Source organism: Providencia sp. PROV272 (assembly GCF_049901975.1).
In the GTDB taxonomy this organism is placed as follows: domain Bacteria; phylum Pseudomonadota; class Gammaproteobacteria; order Enterobacterales; family Enterobacteriaceae; genus Providencia; species Providencia stuartii.
Genome location: NZ_CP096291.1, coordinates 504,488 through 525,578, shown reverse-complemented (window position 1 = coordinate 525,578; position 21,091 = coordinate 504,488). Strand labels below are relative to the sequence as shown.

General features: G+C 43.3%; 18 protein-coding genes. 5 read left to right on the top strand and 13 right to left on the bottom strand.

Annotated elements, in window-relative coordinates; genetic code table 11:
- Positions 1-5 precede the first annotated feature (5 nt).
- The 4 genes from otnI to ltnD are packed head-to-tail and all read right to left on the bottom strand — an operon-like array spanning position 6 to position 3,612.
- Entirely contained in the window at positions 6-785 is a 780-nt protein-coding gene (otnI, locus tag M1E93_RS02270) for a 2-oxo-tetronate isomerase (protein WP_004924693.1), read from the bottom strand.
- A 10-nt stretch (positions 786-795) separates the two neighbouring features.
- On the bottom strand, positions 796-1,437 hold the full coding sequence (locus M1E93_RS02265; protein WP_004924692.1) for an aldolase: 642 nt from the start codon (positions 1,435-1,437) through the stop codon (positions 796-798).
- Positions 1,430-2,707 (bottom strand): 3-oxo-tetronate kinase, encoded by a 1,278-nt coding sequence (gene otnK / locus M1E93_RS02260; RefSeq protein ID WP_004924691.1) that lies wholly within the window; start codon positions 2,705-2,707, stop codon positions 1,430-1,432. Before otnK ends, M1E93_RS02265 begins: the two co-directional genes overlap by 8 nt.
- Positions 2,704-3,612 (bottom strand): L-threonate dehydrogenase, encoded by a 909-nt coding sequence (ltnD, locus tag M1E93_RS02255; protein ID WP_004924688.1) that lies wholly within the window; start codon positions 3,610-3,612, stop codon positions 2,704-2,706. The genes otnK and ltnD overlap by 4 nt, the downstream gene beginning before the upstream one ends.
- 396 nt (positions 3,613-4,008) lie before the next feature.
- Between ltnD and M1E93_RS02250 the strand changes: the two genes are divergently transcribed.
- A complete protein-coding gene (locus M1E93_RS02250) occupies positions 4,009-4,398 on the top strand; it encodes a YidB family protein (RefSeq protein ID WP_004924685.1) in 390 nt (129 codons plus the stop codon).
- 68 nt (positions 4,399-4,466) lie between these two features.
- Here M1E93_RS02250 and metE read toward each other — a convergent pair whose 3' ends face one another.
- On the bottom strand, positions 4,467-6,740 hold the full coding sequence (metE, locus tag M1E93_RS02245; protein WP_104873017.1) for a 5-methyltetrahydropteroyltriglutamate--homocysteine S-methyltransferase: 2,274 nt from the start codon (positions 6,738-6,740) through the stop codon (positions 4,467-4,469).
- Between the two features lie 108 nt (positions 6,741-6,848).
- Between metE and metR the strand changes: the two genes are divergently transcribed.
- On the top strand, positions 6,849-7,805 hold the full coding sequence (gene metR, locus M1E93_RS02240) for an HTH-type transcriptional regulator MetR (protein ID WP_004924682.1): 957 nt from the start codon (positions 6,849-6,851) through the stop codon (positions 7,803-7,805).
- Here metR and M1E93_RS02235 read toward each other — a convergent pair.
- The 3 genes from M1E93_RS02235 to M1E93_RS02225 all read right to left on the bottom strand — a co-directional run bounded on the left by M1E93_RS02235 (position 7,705) and on the right by M1E93_RS02225 (position 11,863).
- Positions 7,705-8,589, bottom strand: a complete 885-nt coding sequence (locus tag M1E93_RS02235) for a carboxylate/amino acid/amine transporter (RefSeq protein ID WP_014656864.1) — start codon at positions 8,587-8,589, stop codon at positions 7,705-7,707. The two genes, metR and M1E93_RS02235, sit on opposite strands and share 101 nt — an antisense overlap.
- A gap of 17 nt (positions 8,590-8,606) precedes the next feature.
- Positions 8,607-10,256, bottom strand: coding sequence for a Na+/H+ antiporter (locus M1E93_RS02230; RefSeq protein WP_004924681.1), 1,650 nt, complete (start codon positions 10,254-10,256; stop codon positions 8,607-8,609).
- A gap of 260 nt (positions 10,257-10,516) precedes the next feature.
- Entirely contained in the window at positions 10,517-11,863 is a 1,347-nt protein-coding gene (locus M1E93_RS02225; RefSeq protein ID WP_004924678.1) for an NCS2 family permease, read from the bottom strand.
- A 467-nt stretch (positions 11,864-12,330) separates the two neighbouring features.
- Between M1E93_RS02225 and M1E93_RS02220 the strand changes: the two genes are divergently transcribed.
- Entirely contained in the window at positions 12,331-13,278 is a 948-nt protein-coding gene (locus tag M1E93_RS02220) for an IS30 family transposase (RefSeq protein ID WP_140035165.1), read from the top strand.
- Positions 13,279-13,578: 300 nt separating this feature from the next.
- Positions 13,579-15,249, top strand: coding sequence for an ArnT family glycosyltransferase (locus M1E93_RS02215; RefSeq protein WP_102780984.1), 1,671 nt, complete (start codon positions 13,579-13,581; stop codon positions 15,247-15,249).
- A 51-nt stretch (positions 15,250-15,300) separates the two neighbouring features.
- On the opposite strand, the gene M1E93_RS02210 is transcribed toward M1E93_RS02215, so the two are convergent.
- Both M1E93_RS02210 and M1E93_RS02205 read right to left on the bottom strand, forming a co-directional pair.
- Positions 15,301-16,491, bottom strand: coding sequence for an MFS transporter (locus M1E93_RS02210; protein WP_004924464.1), 1,191 nt, complete (start codon positions 16,489-16,491; stop codon positions 15,301-15,303).
- Positions 16,492-16,659: 168 nt separating this feature from the next.
- Positions 16,660-17,412, bottom strand: coding sequence for a sulfite exporter TauE/SafE family protein (locus M1E93_RS02205; protein ID WP_014656867.1), 753 nt, complete (start codon positions 17,410-17,412; stop codon positions 16,660-16,662).
- 224 nt (positions 17,413-17,636) lie between these two features.
- Here M1E93_RS02205 and M1E93_RS02200 point away from each other — a divergent pair, with 224 nt between their 5' ends.
- On the top strand, positions 17,637-18,194 hold the full coding sequence (locus M1E93_RS02200) for a helix-turn-helix domain-containing protein (protein WP_004924471.1): 558 nt from the start codon (positions 17,637-17,639) through the stop codon (positions 18,192-18,194).
- Here the strand turns inward: M1E93_RS02200 and M1E93_RS02195 are convergent.
- The 3 genes from M1E93_RS02195 to ilvB all read right to left on the bottom strand — a co-directional run bounded on the left by M1E93_RS02195 (position 18,191) and on the right by ilvB (position 21,029).
- Positions 18,191-18,853, bottom strand: a complete 663-nt coding sequence (locus tag M1E93_RS02195; protein ID WP_060560926.1) for a hypothetical protein — start codon at positions 18,851-18,853, stop codon at positions 18,191-18,193. The two genes, M1E93_RS02200 and M1E93_RS02195, sit on opposite strands and share 4 nt — an antisense overlap.
- 191 nt (positions 18,854-19,044) lie before the next feature.
- On the bottom strand, positions 19,045-19,329 hold the full coding sequence (gene ilvN, locus M1E93_RS02190) for an acetolactate synthase small subunit (RefSeq protein ID WP_004924476.1): 285 nt from the start codon (positions 19,327-19,329) through the stop codon (positions 19,045-19,047).
- Positions 19,330-19,331: 2 nt separating this feature from the next.
- Positions 19,332-21,029, bottom strand: coding sequence for an acetolactate synthase large subunit (ilvB, locus tag M1E93_RS02185; protein WP_014656869.1), 1,698 nt, complete (start codon positions 21,027-21,029; stop codon positions 19,332-19,334).
- Positions 21,030-21,091: the final 62 nt, after the last annotated feature.

Sequence of the window (21,091 nt, the reverse complement as noted above, 5' to 3'; positions counted from 1 at the left end):
CCTGTTTAAGACTGTGCTTGCTTCAGCCAACCTAAACCGTCTTCGGTACGACCTGCGGGGTGATATTCACATCCAAGCCAACCTTGATATCCCATTTCATCTAATTGTTTGAAAATCCATGGGTAATTGACTTCACCGCTATCAGGCTCATGACGATAAGGAACTGAAGCTATCTGAATATGACTAAATTTACCCCATAAACGCTCAATTGTTTTCAATAAATCACCTTCCATGATTTGGCAGTGATAGAGATCCAATTGAATAAACACATTTTCACGTGCGATCTTTGGTAGCAATGCCTCAGCTTGCTTTTGCGTAGTCAAAAAGTAACCCGGCATATCACGCGTATTGATAGGCTCAATTAATACACGAATGCCATGCTCAGCCATAATATCTGCGGCATATTGAATATTTTTAATAAAACACGCTTGCTGCTGTTCAGGGGTAAATCGGGCATCCAATTTACCTGCCATCGCATGCACCTGCTTACAACCCAACGCCTTGGCATATTTCAGTGCCGTCTGTACGCCTTGTGCGAACTCATCTTCACGACCCGGAATAGATGCCATGCCGCGTTCACCCGCCGCCCAATCGCCCGCTGGCATGTTGAACAGCGCTTGAGTTAAACCATATTTTTCCAACTGTTCAGCTATCGCTTCAGGTTGTTCTTCATAGGGGAAAAGATATTCAACGCCAGTAAAGCCCGCTTGTGCAGCGCGTTCAAAGCGCTGAATAAAAGGAACTTCGTTAAACATCATACTGAGGTTTGCTGCAAATTTAGCCATATCAGGTGCCTCATTTCTTTGGATAACGGCTTTCTAGCTCGTTAACTTGCTCTTCAGTGAGTGTTGTAAAACCTTGCTGGCGTAATGTGATATATAAACGCGCCGTATCTTCCAACTCTTCAGCATTGAAGAAAGCTTGCCTTAAGGTTTTACCGCCAACTACGGGTCCATGATTCGATAGCAGTACTGCGTTATGGTTAGGAGCCAATTTTTCAATTTCTTCACCAATACGGTCATCCCCCGGTGGCAAGTATTGAATTAATGGCAATTTGCCGACTCGCATCACGTAATAAGGCGTGATTGGCGGCAAGCAATTGCTGCTATCAAGCCCTGATAAACACGACAGTGCGGTTAGCCAAGGGGAGTGTAAGTGAACCACCGCTCGGCAATCAGGACGCTGTCGATACATCGCCATATGCATAGAGACTTCTTTAGTGGGCTTATCGCCATCGATCCAGTTCCCTTCTGCATCCAACTTACTTAGTCTTTCAGGATCTAAATCCCCAAAGCTGGAGTTAGTTGGCGTGACGATAATGTTCCCATCCGGAAGTTTGGCACTGATGTTTCCAGCTCCGCCGCTACTATAGCCACGGTTAAACATCGATTTAGCCCAATCAGCCAGCTCTTGGCGTAGTGCCTTTTCTTCACTCATTAAACATCTCCTGTGCGTACTGGAAGAAATTCTCTTGGCCGAAATTACCCGATTTGAGTGCCAACCAGTGACCGCTTGTTAAATCTTGAACCCATGGAACGCCCGGTGCGATTGGCGCACCAATGCTTAATTGCTCGGTTCCTAGGCTTTGAACGACTTTGCCGGATGTTTCGCCACCCGCAATAATAAAGGTGTTATAACCTTGTGCTTGTAAAAGTTTTACCACTTCCCCAAACACATTTTCCACTGCGCTACTCGCTATATCTGCCCCATACGTCTCTTGAATTTTTCTCAGAATTTCAGGTGGTTGGGTCGCATATAATAGTGGTGCGAGTCCTGTTAATTTTTGCTCTTGAACCCACGTTGCTAATTGTTGGGCATAGAGAGGGTTATCAATACACTCCCCGACATCCACGACTTTAGCTGGTGCAATTTGTTGGTAGTTTTGCACTTGTTTGTTGGTCATTGCTGAGCAACTGCCAGATAAAATCACGGTCTGACGGCCTTGGCGGCTAGGCGTTTCACCACGGCTACCACCTGCCCCCCATTCACATCCGGTATCCACATTGGCTAATGCCGCCCCAAGCCCAGAGCCGCCTGTCAGTAAAGGCATCTCTTTTACCGCTTTGGCGATCGGTAACAAATCATTCATTGTTAATGAATCAACAACGATGTAACTCGCACCTTGCTCGGCTAAGGTTGCTAAACGCTGTTTAATTAGCGTGCTGCCTTGCTGAATATCAGATAATGGGATCAGTCCAGCTTTACCTTCTGATTGCTTTTCCATCACCCTCATCAAGTTAGCATCCTTCATTGGCGTCACGGGGTGATGCTGCATACCACTTTCATTGAGCAGCTGACCATTGACAAATAAATGCCCGTGAACCACGGTTCTGCCATTAATGGGCAGTGCAGGACAAATCAGTGCAACTTGAGTATCAAGCTGCTTCATCAACGCGTCAGTCACTGGGCCAATATTGCCTTTGTCAGTGGAATCAAATGTGGAGCAATATTTAAAGAAAATTTGTTGGCAGTGTGCTTGTTGCTTTAACCAACGACATGCGTTTAACGATGCGTTAATTGCTTCATCTACAGGACAAGAACGGCTTTTTAGGCTGATAACAATCGCATCAACATCGTGTGGTACGACTGTATTGTCATCTGGTTCATTCAGTAATTGAACGACTCGCCAGCCGTTCTGGACCATAAATCCTGCGATGTCGGTTGCACCAGTAAAATCATCGGCAATCACACCTAATTTCACAGTCATACTTTTTTCTCCGGTAAAGCAATGCCTTTGAAAGTTTTGATCACTGCACTGTCATCTTGAAGGCCAAAACCTTCGTTACTTGCAGAGATAAACATTTGATGAGCAGTGGCCGCGATAGGTAATGGGAAGTTCAAGGCTTTCCCTGTTTCCATGACCAACCCTAAGTCTTTCACAAAAATATCAACGGACGATTTGGGCGTATAATCACCATCAAGAACATGCTGCATACGGTTCTCAAACATCCACGAGTTACCCGCTGCATGTGTCACGATGTCATACATCATATTCAGGTCGATACCCGCTTTAGCGGCTAATGCCATGCTTTCGGCAGCAACCGCAATATGAACCCCAGCAAGTAGTTGATGGATGGTTTTTACTGTCGACCCCAACCCCACCTCATCACCGACACGATATAAACGCTCAGCTATCGCCTCAAAAACTTCGTTAAGCTGTTCAAACAAGATCGGAGCGCCAGATGCCATCACCGTTAGTTTGCCTTCTGCCGCTTTCAGCGCGCCGCCTGAAATAGGTGCATCCATCAGTGGTAACTGATATTGCGCCAAACGCTGAGCAATCTGTTTTGTTTGCTCAGCAGATAGCGTACTATGCAACATAATAATAGTGCCTGGCTGCAACTGCTCTACCAGAGGCTTATCGCCACCAAATAGGATTGCCTCGACTTGGCGACCATTGACGACAACTAACAGTAAAGCTTGCAGATGTTGAGCGTACTCCGCCGCATTTTGGCCTACTGCGACAGCACCGGCTTGCTTTAAGGTTTGGCAGGCATCTTGGTTTAGGTCAAAGCCATAGGTAGGAATATTATTTTTTATTAGGGATTTAGCGATCCCCATACCCATTGAGCCTAAGCCAATAACACCGACGTTCTTAACGAAATTTCCCATAACAACCCCTGATGTTGTTAATCTTTGTTATTGATGTGAATTCTCACATAACAAAATTCACAAACACATGATGGATATCACATTATGAATAATATAAAAAATCACCAATATTATTTTAATTTATTGTTTTTAATGCATTTTTAATTTTTGGTAATTCACAAAACAATTCACATCGCAATGTGATAAAAAATGTGATGAGAGCGTGGTTTATACCTATCAAGTGTAAAAAATAAAACTTTTCCGCTTTTCCGTTCAGTTAAATCGCAATAGCATCATTTTTGATTGACGCCTCGCTGAAATTGACCAAAATAGCCGATTACTTAATTTTTAGGGATCCTTTAACGCACTGAACACGCTGTTGAAGCCCACAGTTTGAGAAATAATGAGGAGTATTAAATGGGTTTGTTCGATCAACTGATCACCATGGTTGCCGGTGATAAAATGAGCCAGTTTCAATCCGTAATTGAATGGATTGATAAACAAGGTGGGTTAGCAGGGGTTGTTGATAAATTTAACCAACAAGGCTTAGGTGACATTATTCAATCATGGATCAGTAACTCTGAGAACCTACCTGTGAGCGTTAACCAATTAATTCAAGTTTTTGGTAACTTAGATATCCAACAATTAGCTCAAAAAGTGGGTATTGACCCGCAAGAAACGACAGAATTGATCGCCAAATATCTCCCAAAACTCGTTAATCAAGCTACACCAGAAGGTGTTCTGCCAGAACACGTTGATTTGTCTGCAGTTGGCATGAATATGCTGAAAGAAAAGTTGTTTGGTTAATACTGCCTCATCAAAGCAAAAGTGGTAGGTTAACCAACATGCTAACCTACCACTCACCAATATTTAGCTTAGTATTCGCTTCTTAACCTTTTAGCAGCTTCCACCATGTTAGCCAATGATTGACGTGTCTCTGTCCAACCACGGGTTTTCAAGCCACAGTCAGGGTTCACCCACAGACGTTCAACCGGAACACGTTTAGCAGCTTTTCTCAGTAGCGCCACAATCCACTCAACATTTGGCACGTTTGGTGAGTGAATATCATATACACCTGGGCCAATTTCATTGGGATAATGGAAGTCTTCGAAAGCATCCAACAATTCCATGTCAGAGCGCGAAGTCTCAATCGTGATCACATCAGCATCCAGCGCAGCAATCGAATCCATGATGTCATTGAACTCGCAATAACACATATGGGTGTGGATCTGAGTGTCATCATCGGCAATTGCCGCACTGAGTTTAAATGCTTCTACTGCCCAATTTAAATATTCAGCCCACTCATCCTTACGTAATGGCAAGCCTTCGCGAAGTGCAGGCTCATCGATTTGAATAATGCCAATCCCCGCTTTTTGTAGATCATCCACTTCATCGCGTAGCGCCAAAGCAATTTGTTTGGCAATTGTTTCACGACTAATGTCTTCACGCGGGAATGACCAACATAGGATAGTCACAGGCCCCGTTAACATCCCTTTGACTGGCTTTTCAGTCAGCGATTGTGCGTATTTCGCCCACTCTACCGTGATAGCTTCTGGTCGGCTAATATCTCCAATAATGACGGGAGGTTTCACACAGCGCGAACCATAGCTTTGTACCCAGCCATTTTGTGTAAAGACATAACCGTCAAAATGCTCACCAAAGTATTCAACCATGTCGTTACGTTCGGCTTCACCATGCACTAACACATCAATATCAAGCAGTTCTTGCTCTTTAATCGCCTGCTTAATGTGTTCACTGATACTGGTACGATAGTGCATTTTATCTAAGTTACCTTTTTTGAAATCAAGGCGCAGTGTTCTAATTTCACTCGTTTGTGGAAACGAACCAATTGTTGTGGTTGGCCATAATGGCAAATTAAAGCGTTCACGTTGACGTTGAGCGCGTATTTCATATGGGCTATTACGTTCAGCATCCCCTTTACGGATCCCTTGCAAACGCTGATTGACCGCCGCATTATTGACACGAGTTGATGTCTTACGAGCACGAACCGGAGCGCTGTATTGTTCTAATCCAGCAAGATGCTCTGCCGTTGGCTCATTTAACGCTTGGCTTAGTAATGCTAATTCCGCACATTTTTGTAGCGCAAAAGCAAACCAACTTTTAACTTCTTCATCTAAGCGAGTCTCATCGTTGAGATCGATAGGGCTATGGAGTAGTGAACACGATGAGCCGACCCACAAATTACGTTGGCCTAACAACGGCTTAATACGTGCAAACTTTTCACCTAAGTCAGCTTTCCATACGTTACGACCATTGATAATGCCTAATGAGAGCACCCAATCTTGTGGTAGCGCTTGGTGTAATTTTTCGATGTCATCTTGCCCAGCGACAACATCAACATGCAATCCCTGTACTGGTAGCTGTTTAATCAGATCCAGATGGTGACTGATGCCATCAAAATAGGTTGTCAGCAACAGTTTGGTTTTCCCAGCTAACGCTTGATAAGCCGTTTGATACGCCTGCTGCCACTCTGTTGGTAAATCTAACACCAGTGCTGGCTCATCAATTTGTACCCACTCAATTCCTTTTTGCGCTAAACGTGCAAGAATTTCTTGATAGACAGGTAGCAGATCATTCAATAATGATAAACGATCGAATGATTCACCTTTTACTTTGCCTAACCATAGGTAAGTCAACGGACCAATTACAACAGGTTTGATAGTATGGCCTAGTGCTAACGCTTCATCGACTTCCTCAAACAGTTGTGTCCATGATAAGCTGAATTTCTGCCCTTTTTGGAACTCAGGTACGATGTAGTGGTAATTGGTATTAAACCACTTAGTCATCTCGCCTGCCGCTGCTGGCTTTCCTGTTGGCGCGCGGCCACGAGCCACTCTAAATAGTGTATCTAAATCAATTGAGCCATCTTCGTTTTGATGACGTGGAGGTACATTCCCCAGCAATAAGCTCGTCGTTAATACTTGGTCATACCAAGCAAAATCACCGACTGGTAATAGTTGCACACCGGCATCTTTTTGTTGTTGCCAGTGACGAGCACGTAATTCACGACCCGTTGCTAAAAGCGCTGCTTGGTCAATTTTTCCAGCCCAATAATCTTCTTGTGCGCGTTTTAGCTCCCTTTTCAGACCGACACGAGGAAATCCAAGTGTATGATTTATAACAGACATATTGACCCCTTAAAATTTTTAGCCGTCTAGATGTTTACACATCTATAATCAACAGGTACTGTATAAAGCACAAGCGCAAATTATTCATTGTCATCTTGAAGGTTTCTCATGATCGAATTAAAACATCTAAAAACATTGCATGCGCTCAGCCAACATGGCTCATTGGCAGCGGCTGCAACTTACCTGCACCAGACTCAGTCAGCATTGTCACATCAATTTAGTGACTTAGAACATCGTTTGGGCTTTAAGCTATTTATTCGTAAAAGCCAGCCATTACGATTTACACCGCAAGGGGAAGTGCTATTGCAACTGGCACACCAAGTATTACCAATGGTGAAAGATGCTATTCGTATTTGTAATGAACCGGGCGTGTCGACGCTACGTATCGCTATCGAATGCCATAGCTGCATTCAATGGCTAACACCTGCATTACAGCAATTTAGGCAAACATGGCCGCAAGTTTCAGTGGATTTTAAATCGGGAGTGACTTTTGACCCGCAGCCCGAATTACTTTCACGAGAGCTGGATATTGTACTGACTTCAGATATCTTGGCTGATAAAGAGATCCACTACACGCCGCTGTTTGATTATGAAGTAAAATTAATTGTGGCTAATGATCACCCTTTAGCAAAAAAACCGATTATCGAGCCTCATGATCTCGCCGATGAGACCTTACTAATTTACCCAGTACAACGTCATCGCTTTGATGTTTGGCGCCATTTCTTACAGCCAGCCGGGGTTTCACCAAAGGTGAAAGCCGTTGATAATACATTGATTTTAATACAGATGGTGGCAGCTAAAATGGGGATCGCCGCATTACCACATTGGGCGGTGGATTCGTTTGAAAAACAGGGGTTAATTAGTATAAAAACATTAGGGAGTGGTTTGTGGAGCCGGTTGTACGCTGCATGCCGTGAAGGAGAGCAACGCCAACCCGCTATTGAAGCTTTTACCAAAACGGCCACTAATCATGCCGTTGAGAATCTGTCTTACGTGAAACCGGTGAAAGTATCCAACGCCTATGTACCCACAGAGACGCGACAATCAGGCTCGCTCCAATGGTAAAACTCAACCAATCTGGATGCTGTTGCCAGATGGCAAAATTAACCAGTAGCCCCGCTGGAACCATCATATTATTCATGATAGCAAGGGTTCCGGCGTCTACTTTTGTGGCGCCATAATTCCACATAAAGTAACCGATGCCAGAAGCCACAACACCTAACCACAGTAAAACCCACCATTGAACATGTGTGGTTGGCACTAGCGATTTATCCCCAAATAGCCCCCATCCGAACAGTGCGACCAGCGTTGCACCGATATAAAACCATGAAAAAGCTTGATGCTGAGGGATAGGATATATTTCCATCAAACGCTTATATCCCACCTGACCGACAGCAAAGAAGATATTAGCTAATTGCACAAATATCAGACCTACCCAGAAAGATTCACTAAGATGGTCATAACGAATGATGGCTGCACCAATAACGGCAAGTAGCGAGCTAAACAAATAGCCCATCCGTAAACGTTGGCGCTCCAATAGATCATAAATGAGCGTCACATACAGAGGGGTGAGTACCGTAAATAACAAAAATTCCGCGACGGTGAGATGGCGATACGCTTGGAACACAAAGAAATACATAATACCGAGTTGGCATGCACCAACAATCATGTACAGCACAATCACTTTGAATCCCAGCCCTCGCCAGCGTAAAAATGGCAAGAAGACCAATGCCGCTAAAGAAACACGTATTAGGACGGATAGCCAGCTATCCACTTGCCCAGCGAGATATTCACCAATAAGACTAAAAGACGCTGCCCAAAGCAGCGTCGTAATCACAAGTAACCACATTATTGTATTGTTCTCAATTAATGCTCTTTTTCAATCAATACAGCTTCCAACAAATCGAGATCCGTCAGTAAGGATTGCAGCGTTTCATTGCTAATTTTACGCGTTGCACGCAGGTGATATAACTCACCACGTTCAGCACGTAATGCGGTTAGCCTAAAGCGCCGCTCTAAATCTTCAATCTGTAAGTTATGTTCGATTTCATCTTGGCTAGCGGTACGTCGGCGCAAATGCCCCGTAACCCTTGAGGCCACTTCACTAATATCCTCAGGGTCTAATTTTTCATCAACATCCGCCGATAAACGCTCTTCCATCTTGTTTAAACTCACAATGGCGACTTCAGCCATTGCGGCTTTCGCCATACGAATTTCGTTAATATCCGCTTCTTTATCACCGACTTTAAAGTTGCGCAGCAACAGCGGTAACGCGATGACGCCCGCGAATATTGAGAATAAAATCACCCCTGCCGCAATAAAGACTAATTGATAACGCGCTGGGAAAGGTGAACCATCACTTAAAAAGAGGGGTACTGAAAGCACACCGGCTAAGGTAATCGCCCCACGAACTCCCGCAAAAGAAGCTAGCCACAGCTCACGTACCGTATAGTTAGCAAATTGCAGTGGCCTTTTTTTCAGGAACAGGCGGCTAAACCTTTTCATGAGCCATAACCAACAAAAACGCAAAATTAGCAAGGCAAAGTAGATAATGGCGACTGCCGCAAACAACATCCACGTTTCTACGCTAGGATCCAGTTCCGCTTGCAGTACTGATGTTTCCCAAATCCCCGGCAATTGTAAGCCAAGCATGATAAACACCAAACCGTTAAATACGAATTCTAACATTGACCATACGCTGTCAGCACGCAGTCTCATCGCTAATGGCGCATTACGGATCACCCCAGATTTGGTGATTGTCATCCCCGCAGCCACCGCAGCCAAAATGCCTGAGAAACCAATATGCTCCGCAATCATATAAGAGGCAAAAGGCAGCAATAACATAAAGACAATTTGGGTTGCAGGATCATCGCCACTCCAGCGACTCATTAAGCGCAATGACTTGCTGTAAACCCAAGTCACAATGATACCGGATAGCAAACCACCTATCGCCACTTTAAAAAATTCAATCGTGACGCCAGACACTGAGAACATCATGGTTTCCATTGCAATCGCAACCGCAAATTTTAATGCAACCAGACCTGAAGCGTCATTCATCAATGCTTCGCCTTCCAACACGCTCATCATACGCTTAGGTATACGACCTTTACCGACAATCGAAGAGAGCGCTACCGCATCCGTTGGCGAAAGGACAGCAGCAAGTGCAAATGCAGCAATCAAAGGAATACCCGGCATTAACCAGTAAATGAGATAACCGATACCCACAACGGTTACCAATACCAGTACTAATACTAGGATGAAAATCTCACGACCATTTTGGAAAAATTCACGTGTTGGCGTTTTCCAGCCATCAACGAATAGCAATGGCGGGATCAATAGAACCATAAAGAGTTCAGGGTCAAACGTGACATGTAATCCAAACTGAGGCCATGCAAGCAATGCACCAATCGCGATTTGAATTAAGGGTAATGGAACGCGAACAGGGATGACTTTTGTCACCACACCTGAAACAGAAACTGCCAAAATTAAGATGAGAATAGTAAAGAAAATTTCCATGTTGCCCTTACTGATTAACGAAATGAACCAAACCCAAATATGACCCGTCGCAGCAGAATATTAGGTAGCTCGTCAGGCCATGAAATTTTTCAGTAAAGCCAGCAACTCGTGAAAACCCGCGGATTTCACATGTTTCACCGCCTTTTGTCTATTCTATCCTTAACTAACTACTAGGCGGGAAAATAATTCAAACTTTAAGATTAATCGCGATAATACATTAGGGGGCAGCCGATGCGCCAGCCCCCACAGAACAACGAATCTTAAATCGCTAAATCAGCAGCATAAAATGCCACTAATAGAACAGCAATAACCACGGTTCCAATATTCAGCTTACGCCACTCACCTGCAAAGATACGTCCAATCACCAATGCGGCGAAACCTAACATAATGCCAGTAACAATGTTACAGGTCAGAACAATAAACACAGCACATAATAAACCGGACATCGAATCGACAAAGTCATCAAAGTTCAGTTTAGAAACATTACTCAACATCAACAGACCGACATACATCAAAGCTGGTGCCGTCGCATACGCAGGTACTAAATAAGACAGAGGTGATAAAAATAGAATCAATAAGAACAACAGGCCAACGACCACCGCAGTAAGCCCCGTACGACCACCAGCAGCAGTACCAGCAGCAGATTCGATATAAACCGCAGCAGGAGAAGCCCCAATCGCTCCAGCAAAGATACTGCTTACCGAGTCCGCAGTTAATGCTTTACCACCATTAATAATTTGCCCATCTTTATCCAGCAAGTTAGCTTGACCAGCAACCGCACGGATGGTTCCTGTCGCATCAAAGACTGCGGTCATGACCAATGCTAATAAGCTTGGTAACACGATAGGTTGCAAGGCTCCCATAATGTCCATGCTCATGATCAGTGATAAACCATCTTCACCTAATGAAGGAAGCTTAAAGAAACCTTGGTACTTAACGGCAGGGTCAAAAATTAACCCTATGATTGAAATAGCAATAATCACCAACAGAACACCACCGGGCACGCGACGCTTCTCTAAGCCAAAAATAACCGCTAAACCCGCTAATGCCATTAATACAGGGAAAGAGGTAAAATCGCCAAGTGCAACAGGTAGCCCTTCATTTGGGTTTTTAACGACCAACCCGACACCATTTGCGGCTATCAGTAATAAAAATAACCCAATACCAATCCCAGTACCGTGCGCAATCCCCATAGGCATATTACGCAGGATCCAGCTACGAATTCCTGTCACCGAAATAATAGTAAACAGGCACCCCATAAGAAACACGGCCCCTAAAGCAACAGGGATACTGATTTTCTGGCCTAACACCAAGCTAAAAGCCGTAAATGCGGTAAGTGAAATCGCACAACCAATCGCCATTGGCAGGTTAGCCCACAGCCCCATCAATAGTGAGCCAAAACCCGCCACTAAACAGGTCGCAATAAAGACAGCTGTAGGAGGGAACCCTGCCTGCCCTAACATTCCCGGAACGACAATGACGGAATACACCATCGCCAAAAATGTCGTTAACCCTGCAATAATTTCACGGCGAACCGAAGAGCCACGCGCAGAAATTTTAAAATATTTATCCAATTTGCAATTGGTTGAAGCCTGTTGGCCAGACATGGAAATACCCCTGCTAAATATGACAAAAAGCGCCTAATCTCACTGACGAAAACGATTACGTTTTTAGAAAAAACTGATTGAGCGAGTGATTTACTCACCCCCCACTCTCACGCAATCGTTTGGCTTTAACAATAGAGATGGCAGACTATGAAGCGGGCAATTATCAATCGAAATCGACGTATTGATCAAGTGTTTTCAAGTTACATGGGGCAATCGCACACAACAAAGCAAACTTAACATAAATTTTTAGATTTTATCCCTAGCACAGTGAGGAGGTTTTACCGAATTTGGCATCCTTACTATCCGACTTATTAACCCTCTCTATTGTGAATGGATTTTCTTTTCGTTTAGCTACAGTTAATACGCGAATTCAGATAATAAGTGCAACGCTCGGTCATGTTAGATGGAAGGACGGTTAGCTACTGATAAGCTATCCTGCTCTTCCGACCAAAGATGAGCGAGTAAGTATGAAGTATCAGCAACTAACCGAAGGACAACGATACCAGATATCGATACTGCGTGAGGATAATTTATCCTGCCATGAGATAGGTATCCGTATCGGTGTAAGCAAGTCCACGGTCTCCCGTGAACTGAGGCGTAACACTTCAGATACTGGTTATAACCCACAACAGGCACACCAGAAGTGCTGTGATAGGCGGCTGTCATCTGCCAAAAGGACAATTCCTCAGCAGACCATAGATTTCGTGATATTTGCTCTGGAGTGGAAGTGGAGTCCTGAGCAAATAAGTGCAATTGGCAGCATTATTGGTCTTAGCGTCAGCCATGAATGGATTTACCAGTATATCTATGCGGATAAGCGTAGCGGTGGCGAGTTGTACAGGCATCTTAGGCAGGGCAAACGGCGATATCGTAAGGGCTACGGGCAGAAACGAGGGCGCATCCCTGATGCGGTATCCATTGAGCTACGGCCGTCAGTCGTCGATGACCGTAGCCGTCTGGGGGACTGGGAGGCCGATTTGGTGCAGGGTAAACAGGGCACTGGTGCTATCGTGACACTGGCAGAACGCAAAAGCCGTATTTACCTGACAAAAAAGGTGTTTTCAAAGGATGCGGTGGAAGTCAGTAAGGCCATTATCTCACTGCTGAGTGAGTATCAGGATGTATGTCACACAATAACGTTCGATAACGGTCTAGAGTTTAGTGAGCACAAGGCGATAGCAGAAGCACTGAACGCAGATACGTACTTTGCCCATCCGTATGCCTCGCATGAGCGTGGGCTGAACGAGAATACGAATGGGTTGTTAAGACAGTTTATCCCGAAAGGAACAGACCTGCGGACAGTGACAGAAGAAGACTTACAACGCTATCAGGGAGCGTTGAACAGCAGGCCACGCAAGTGTCTGGGGTTCAGACAACCTTCGGTGGTGTTTGCGGAGCTAAGAAAGGCGGCTTAGCGTTGCACTTCGGACTTGAATCCGCCATAAATATTTTGTTAGAGTTAAGTGTTGCTTCGCTAAATAATAGTGAGGGGTATTAGCGAGAGGATGACAAATAACTTATTTTTTAAATCGCATTTATTACATAGAATATAATGCTGCAAAAATATAATCTGACAACGAGAATTTAAATAAAAATCAACTTTAATTTCATCATGTTAACAATTTTTATGTGTAAACATTAATTATATTTGATCTCGTTAAAATTAAATATCACATAAAATTATTAATTACTGACATATATTCACTGCAAGAACAATGCAAAAAAAATTAACACCTAATCAAAAGTCATTAATTTTATTTATTGGCTTTCTCGCCATCTATCTTTTACCTGGTATTTACGGGCACACTCCGTGGAAGCAAGATGAAAACTATAGCTTTGGTATTATCCAAACTATGTTCGAAACAGGTAATTGGCTCGTACCAACGAATGCTGGCGAACCGTTTATGGAGAAGCCACCACTGTACTATTGGGTCGCCACCATCAGTGCCCATTTGCTATCTGGCTTTATGCCGCTTTATGATGCGGCGCGCAGTGCGACATTGTTATTTTCAGTGATTAACTTTTCATTTTTTATTCTACTTGCTCGCCGTGCCTTCAATACAGACCATATTAGTGATAAACGCATTTGGATTGCATTCGCACTCTACCTTTGCGCCCCCGGCATTTTAAGGCATAGCCATGATATGTTTACGGATGTTGCACTCATTACAGGTGCTACTATCGGTTTGTACGGCATTCTTGGGCTAATACGCCAGGAAAAGGTTGCGATGTCCGCATTATGGCTAATGTTTGGCACAGTGATCACCATGCTATCAAAAGGGGTGTTTATTCCGGGTGTGTTATGGTTAAGCTTACTGCTAGCCCCGATTTTTCTACCACACTGCCGCCAAAAGCTTTTTTGGCTACCTGCAATCATCGCCGGTCTCACTGCTCTTATCTTGATTTTACCTTGGCCTATTTTACTCTATCGCCAACATCCCGATCTGTTTATGACTTGGTTTTGGGAAAATAATATCGGTCGTTTTCTAGGCTTCTCTGTTGAAAAATTAGGTGCCAAAGCGAACTTAACACGTGTTCCAGCATCCGTGCTGCTATTTGCACTGCCAGCAGGCATACTGGCTACCCTCTATTTTATTAGAAATCCGTTAAAACGATTACGTAGCCGTAACGAGTACTTAGTCACCATTTTCCCGCTACTTGGGATTGTATTTTTACAAATTTCAGCAACAGGTAGAGCGCTCTATTTGCTCCCTTTCATCGCCCCACTTGCAATCTTAGGGACCCAAACCGTGCTTGCGCTTCCTGAAAAAGTGCTACGCGGTTTCTCATGCTTTGCGGCTACGCTATGGTCACTACTTATTATTTTCCTGTGGGTTTGCTATTTTATCGCCCTTTCGGGTCAGACGCAGGTGTGGCTTACACCTTTTAGTAAATGGCTACCGATGAGTTACCAAATGCCATTTTCGATAGTTGCTTTGCTAGTCGCGACAATCCTCACCGCCATCTGGTTTTTACGCGGAGCGTTATTGAGCCGACAGATTACCTTACGTGCCATGCAAAACTGGACGCTAGGCATGTGTATCGTATGGGGGATCACATTCAGCTTATTTTTAGGCTGGATAGACTATACCAAAGGGTTTAAAGATGTCTTTGTCGATTTAGAACAACATCTAAAAGGCCATTATCATACCAATGACTGTATGGCATCCGATAATATCGGTGAATCCGAAGCCCCTATGCTGTACTACTACACAAAGATCTTACATCAACGGCAAGATCGCTTTGAAAAACCAGAGCAGTGCCGCTGGTTAATTGTGTTATCAAAACAGATCAAGCCAGCTCCCGCAGGTATGACGCTATTTTGGAGCAACCACCGCCCCGATGAATTCACCGAAAACTTAGTTGTTTATAAAAGCATTGAGTAGAGAAATGAAAAATCTGTGCCAGTTTATCACCACTGGCACACTATTTTTTAGTTAAGCTTGTTGCGTGCTTTGGGCGCTATATTTTTCACGCGTAAACCACAAAAATGCTGTAGCAATAAAAATGAGTAATACGGGTAACCCCGCCAGCGAAAGAGATGTCGCGACGCCAGCTAATAACGGCCCGGACAAATTACCAATTCCCCATAACATAGCCGCAGCGGCATTCGCAATAATTAGGTCATTGCCTTTAAAATATTGACCAATTTGCACAAGCGCAATGGTGTAAATAGCACCGGCTGTTGCCCCCAAAACAAATAACAAGACCCAAATTAAATAATGGTGAGTTATCAAGAAAGGTAATAAACAACTCGCTCCTAATGTGACAACGCCGCAAATCCGATACAGTTTTTCACGGTTCATATGGTCCGCTAACCATCCAAATGGCATTTGCATCACCGCATCCCCCGCTAAAATTGCACTGATCATCATCGCGGCAATCGCCTCAGTATGCCCCATTCCCATACCATAAATAGGGAACATCGATAAAATCGTGCCATCAAAAAAGGCGAAAAATAGAATACCAGCACAAATGCCCGGAGCGACTTTAACAAACTGAATAATTGAAAAACGTGATTCACTGGCTGTCGCGGAAATACGGTCACCCACCTTTTGTTCCATAATTAAAAATAGTGCTATAGATATCAGGTGAAGTAAGGTGCAAATCAATAATGGAGATTTATCTTCTACGCCATAGTAAGCAATAAAAGAGGGGCCGAGTAGTTGGCTCACGGTAAAAACGGTGGTGTAGATGGCGAGGATACGGCCTCGCTTGCTTTCCGGGCTAAGTTCATTAATCCATGTTTCCCCTAAACAAATCAGTACACCGCTGGCTAACCCTGTAATCAAACGTAATGGAAAGAGCAGCCACAATGGTAACGAACTCAGTAACGGTAGCAAACTTATTGCAGAAATAATGGTTGCGATAAGCATTGCTTGTCGTTTCCCACACCAACGAACAATCCGTTGCACCATAGGGGCAATTAAAAACATCCCTAAAGCAGGTGCAGCTGAAATAATGCCAATATAGAGTTCGCTAACACCATAGTTATTTAATCGCAAAGCGACCATTGGGATACTTAAACCAATAACGATACCAATGACAGCAATACTGGTTGTAATGGTAAAAATAGCGAACGAAGGGGTACGACGAAAATGCTGTAAACGCTGATTATCAGAGCTCATTTTGATATTAATCTGCTTTCATTAATGAAAGCTTCCATTTTAAATTCTATTTATTAACGTTAAACACAATATAAAAACCCTTCATCATCTGGAATTACCGAAGATGACGAAAGGTAATTGTATCATGCTTTATATTTTATACTGATAAATCTTTAACAGTGACGTGAGTTACAAAATAAAAAAATAACGATATAGCAAGGCAATACCTGAAATTAAAATAATAATATTGATAATTTTCAGGAAAGATTCTCGCGATATTTTCAAGGTAATATGGCGCCCAGCCCAAATACCAATCAACATTGCGGGTGAGAACGCTAATGCCATCAGCAGAATATCGACATTCACATAGACACCCATCACTAAAAAGATTGTGACACGCGTTAACGTGCTAAAGCCTATTAATGTCATTTGGGTGATGCGAAAGCGCTGTTTATCGGCTATGCGGCTTGATAAGTACATAGCATAAATAAAGCCACCGCTACCAAATAACGCACTAAAAATACCGCCGATCAAGCTGAAAGGAACAACTAATATCTTAGAAAAATGCGATTGGCCTTTCTTTGAAAAAAAGGCGTTCATAACATAAAAAATCACAAATATACCAAGTAATAAAATCAGAATATCTGGGCGTGTTTTTAGTAAGATAGCCGCACCAATTAAACTCCCCACAACCATGAGTGGAATAATCCATTTTATTTCTTGATAATCCGCGTTTTTACCATCTTTTACTAGATTGATCAGCGCCGCCGTTAAATCAATCAGTGCTAATATAGGCACGATCATATTTAAAGGAAGATACATTGCTAATACAGGCGTGGCTATCAAAGCGGATCCAAACCCAGCCATCCCAAAAACTAAATAAGCGCACAGTAGTGTAAAAAAACAGATCGCCATTTCTAGCGAGAAAAAATCAAACGGCATAATTAGCCCTTACAGGGAGTATTTTTGTTCACTATAATTTTTTCTGAATAAATAAAAAAGCCCTGTTTTTATTACCTAAGTGAACGGATTGATTATTAAATCAGGTTGCCATCTTCATTTTCTTCCATTGTCGAAATATTATGCCTTTATCAGTACGTTTCTGACATAACGTTGTTATGATGGTAGAATTAGCAGCATAATTTAACTTTCAAGGAAGACACAGGGTGGATAAAAAAATCAACATTAAAATTGGTCAAAAAGTACGCTTACTCCGGCAAGCAAGGAACCTCTCCTTGAATGAACTAGCACGTTTATCAGGGATCTCAAAAGCGGCTCTTTCTAAACTGGAGTCTGGCGATTCAAACCCAAGAGTTGATACCTTAGAAGCCATCGCCATCGCATTACGCTTCCCATTGAGTGATCTATTTACATTACAGCATGAAGCCTACCCCTACTTTGTGAAGTCAGCTCCTCAGCAAGGGGATTATTCACAACAATTTAAATTTCGTATCAATATGGGCAATATTTCTGAAATATGGCAGTTGAATATGAAACGAGGCGCCATCATTAATAGCCCCGCACATATGAGCGGAACTCATGAACATATCATGCTGCATACTGGTTCATTGATGTTACGCTTAAAAGATGAACAAACCGTGTTATTAGAAGAAGGGGATTTTTATGCCTTTAGTTGTGATTTTCCCCACTCCTATCTCTGCATGGAGGGGGAATTAAATGCAACAGTCGTGATGACGTACTCGCATCTTAGTGACAGTATCTAAACTTCGACATGCTTCGCATCATAACTGATCCGCAAGATCCCTTTTTTATATTTCATCGACTTAATCACAAACTGGCAAATTTTACCGAGTGAATCAACATGAGTGCCGCCACAAGGCACCTCATCACCTTCAGAAACGCGACAAAGGCGTAACTCTCCTCGTTGTTCAACAGATACAGGATAGTCACTGTGCAAGCGTTGATTGACTAAAGCTTCTATTTCCCTTTCATCTAGTTGTTCAATGGGGGTGGGGTTATCACTAATTGCACTAAACTCTACTCGTGACTCATTCGGAAAATGGTGCCCTTTTTGCCCCTTCCATCCAAAACAAGCCATTTCCCAACTTAATAAGTGCCCCGTCGTATGCAAAGCCGCATGATATTGGCGCTGTGCCTTATCAATTTTCGCACTGACAGCATCACCAACATTCAAATTCTGATCCGGCGCTAAATAAGCAATTATCCAGCCATTTGGGTGTTTCTTAATACGAACAGGCTGATCATTGATCCACCCGGCATCGGCTGGTTGACCTCCGCCTTGTGGATGAAAAATATTATCCCTTAGCGCAACCCATTGCCCCTCATCATCTTGGCCTTTTTCAAGTACAGTTGTTTGAATTTCATAGCGATAAGTATCAGTCAGATAAATATTATTCTGCATAAAATGCCCCACTTATTTGTTGATGCTTTACAGCGTAATGCTGAGTTTGTTATACCACCATTGTTCACTTTAAGAAACAATAGAACATTAAAACAAACAAATGTGCTTAAATTGTGCGTTCAAACCAAATAAAAAATTCAACCTACAGGATAAATGTAGGTTGAATATAGAGAGCCAGTGGCGATGCAATGTTATTGCAAATAGTTTTGCATTGTCTCAAATAGTCTTAGGTCATCACTAAAACGGACTTCCCTAACATCTTCTAGTTTTTCAACTTGATTCACCATTTGTGACAAGCGCTCATCTTTTTGTACTAATAGCCAAATTCGGCTTTCATCTTTATCTTTTATTGGCATACATAAAATGCCGTCCACATTAAAAGCACGACGCGCAAACAGTCCACAAATATGCGACATAACACCAGGATGGTTGCGGACAATAAGTTCTAATGCAATTGGGTGATGTTCAAAAACCATAATTACGCTCCGATCATATCAATATTTGCTGCACCCGGTGGAACCATTGGATAAACCTTTTGATTCACATCGATCAGGGCATGAATTAAGCAAGGACCTTTCGTGTTCATAATCGCTTCTAATGCCATTTCAGGATCCGCTTCCGTATTTAAATCACAGGTTTTCAAACCAAACCCCGCCGCAATTTTAATAAAATCTGTTTGATATGGATAAGCTGCGGCATATATGCGGTTATCAAAAAACAGCTCTTGTTGCTGATACACCATCCCCAATGCTTGGTTATTCATCAGAACAATTTTGATATTTAATTGGTGCTCAACTGCGGTGGCAAGCTCTTGAATATTCATCATCAAGCTGCCGTCACCAGAGAAACATACGATGGTTTGCTCTGGGTTCGCCAATGCCGCACCAATCGCGGCAGGAAGGCCAAAGCCCATCGTGCCTAAACCGCCAGATGTTAACCACTGGCGAGGACGTGATAGCGGATAAACCTGTGCCGCCCACATTTGATGCTGCCCAACGTCAGTGGTCACTATCGCTTCTTCGCCCGCGGCTCTTGCAGCAGCAAGCACTAAGCCGTAATGGCTTAATGGATTATCGGCTTCGCTTAAATTTAATGGGTAGTCCTGCTTTAATTGATTAACTCTTGTCATCCACTCTTCACGTTGATTTTTTTCAACTAACGGCAGTAATAACTCGAGAATTTGCCCTGCATCTGCATTGATAGCAATATCAGGTCGTTTAATTTTACTGATCTCTGCTTTATCAATATCTACATGAATAATTTTGGCATTAGGACAGAATTTTTCTGCACGACCTATCGCTCGGTCATCAAAGCGAGCACCGATAACAATTAGCAAATCAGCTTCTTCCATCACCATATTCGTGCTACGCGCCGCATGCATTCCTAACATTCCCAAGTAGAGCGGGTGGCGCATAGGAATAGTCCCTAATGCCATCAGTGTCATCGTCGTTGGTAATGTCGCTTTCTCTGCAAACGCAATCGCCGTTTCTGTGGAGCCTGAACTAATCACGCCGCCCCCAAAATAAAGTACAGGACGTTTCGACTGATTAATCATTTCCGCCGCTTGGATCACTTTTTCCATCTCAAAGTTCGGCGCCTTATCTTTTGGCTGAATATCTGGCAATGCGTCTAATTCGATCGTTGCCGTCTGCACATCTTTAGGAATATCAATCCATACTGGGCCGGGACGACCGGACTCTGCGATTCGGAAGGCGTCACAAATTACTTGCGGTAATTCATTGATGTTACGAACTAAATAGTTGTGTTTTGTGACAGGAATAGAAATCCCATAAGTATCAACTTCCTGAAAAGCATCGGTGCCAATCATTGAAGAAGGAACTTGGCCTGTAATACAAACCAGTGGAATAGAGTCAAGCTTAGCGTCCGCAATGGCCGTGACTAAATTCGTTGCCCCTGGGCCACTCGATGAAATACACACTGCCGCTTTTCCGGTTGTACGCGCAATACCTTGTGCAATAAAGCCAGCACCTTGCTCATGACGCGCCAAAATATGGCGGATTTGCTTACTTTTACCTAAAGCATCATAAAAAGGGAGGGCTGCACCGCCAGGGATCCCTGAAACAATGGTAATGCCATGTTTTTCTAACAAATGGACTATCAGTTCTGCACCTGTGTAGCAGGTTTTATCTGATGATGTTGTACCCGATTCGCTCATAATCTTATCCTTCACACTAGCCGGTGAGATTCGAGCGGCGATTCATAAAAAAACCCCGCTCG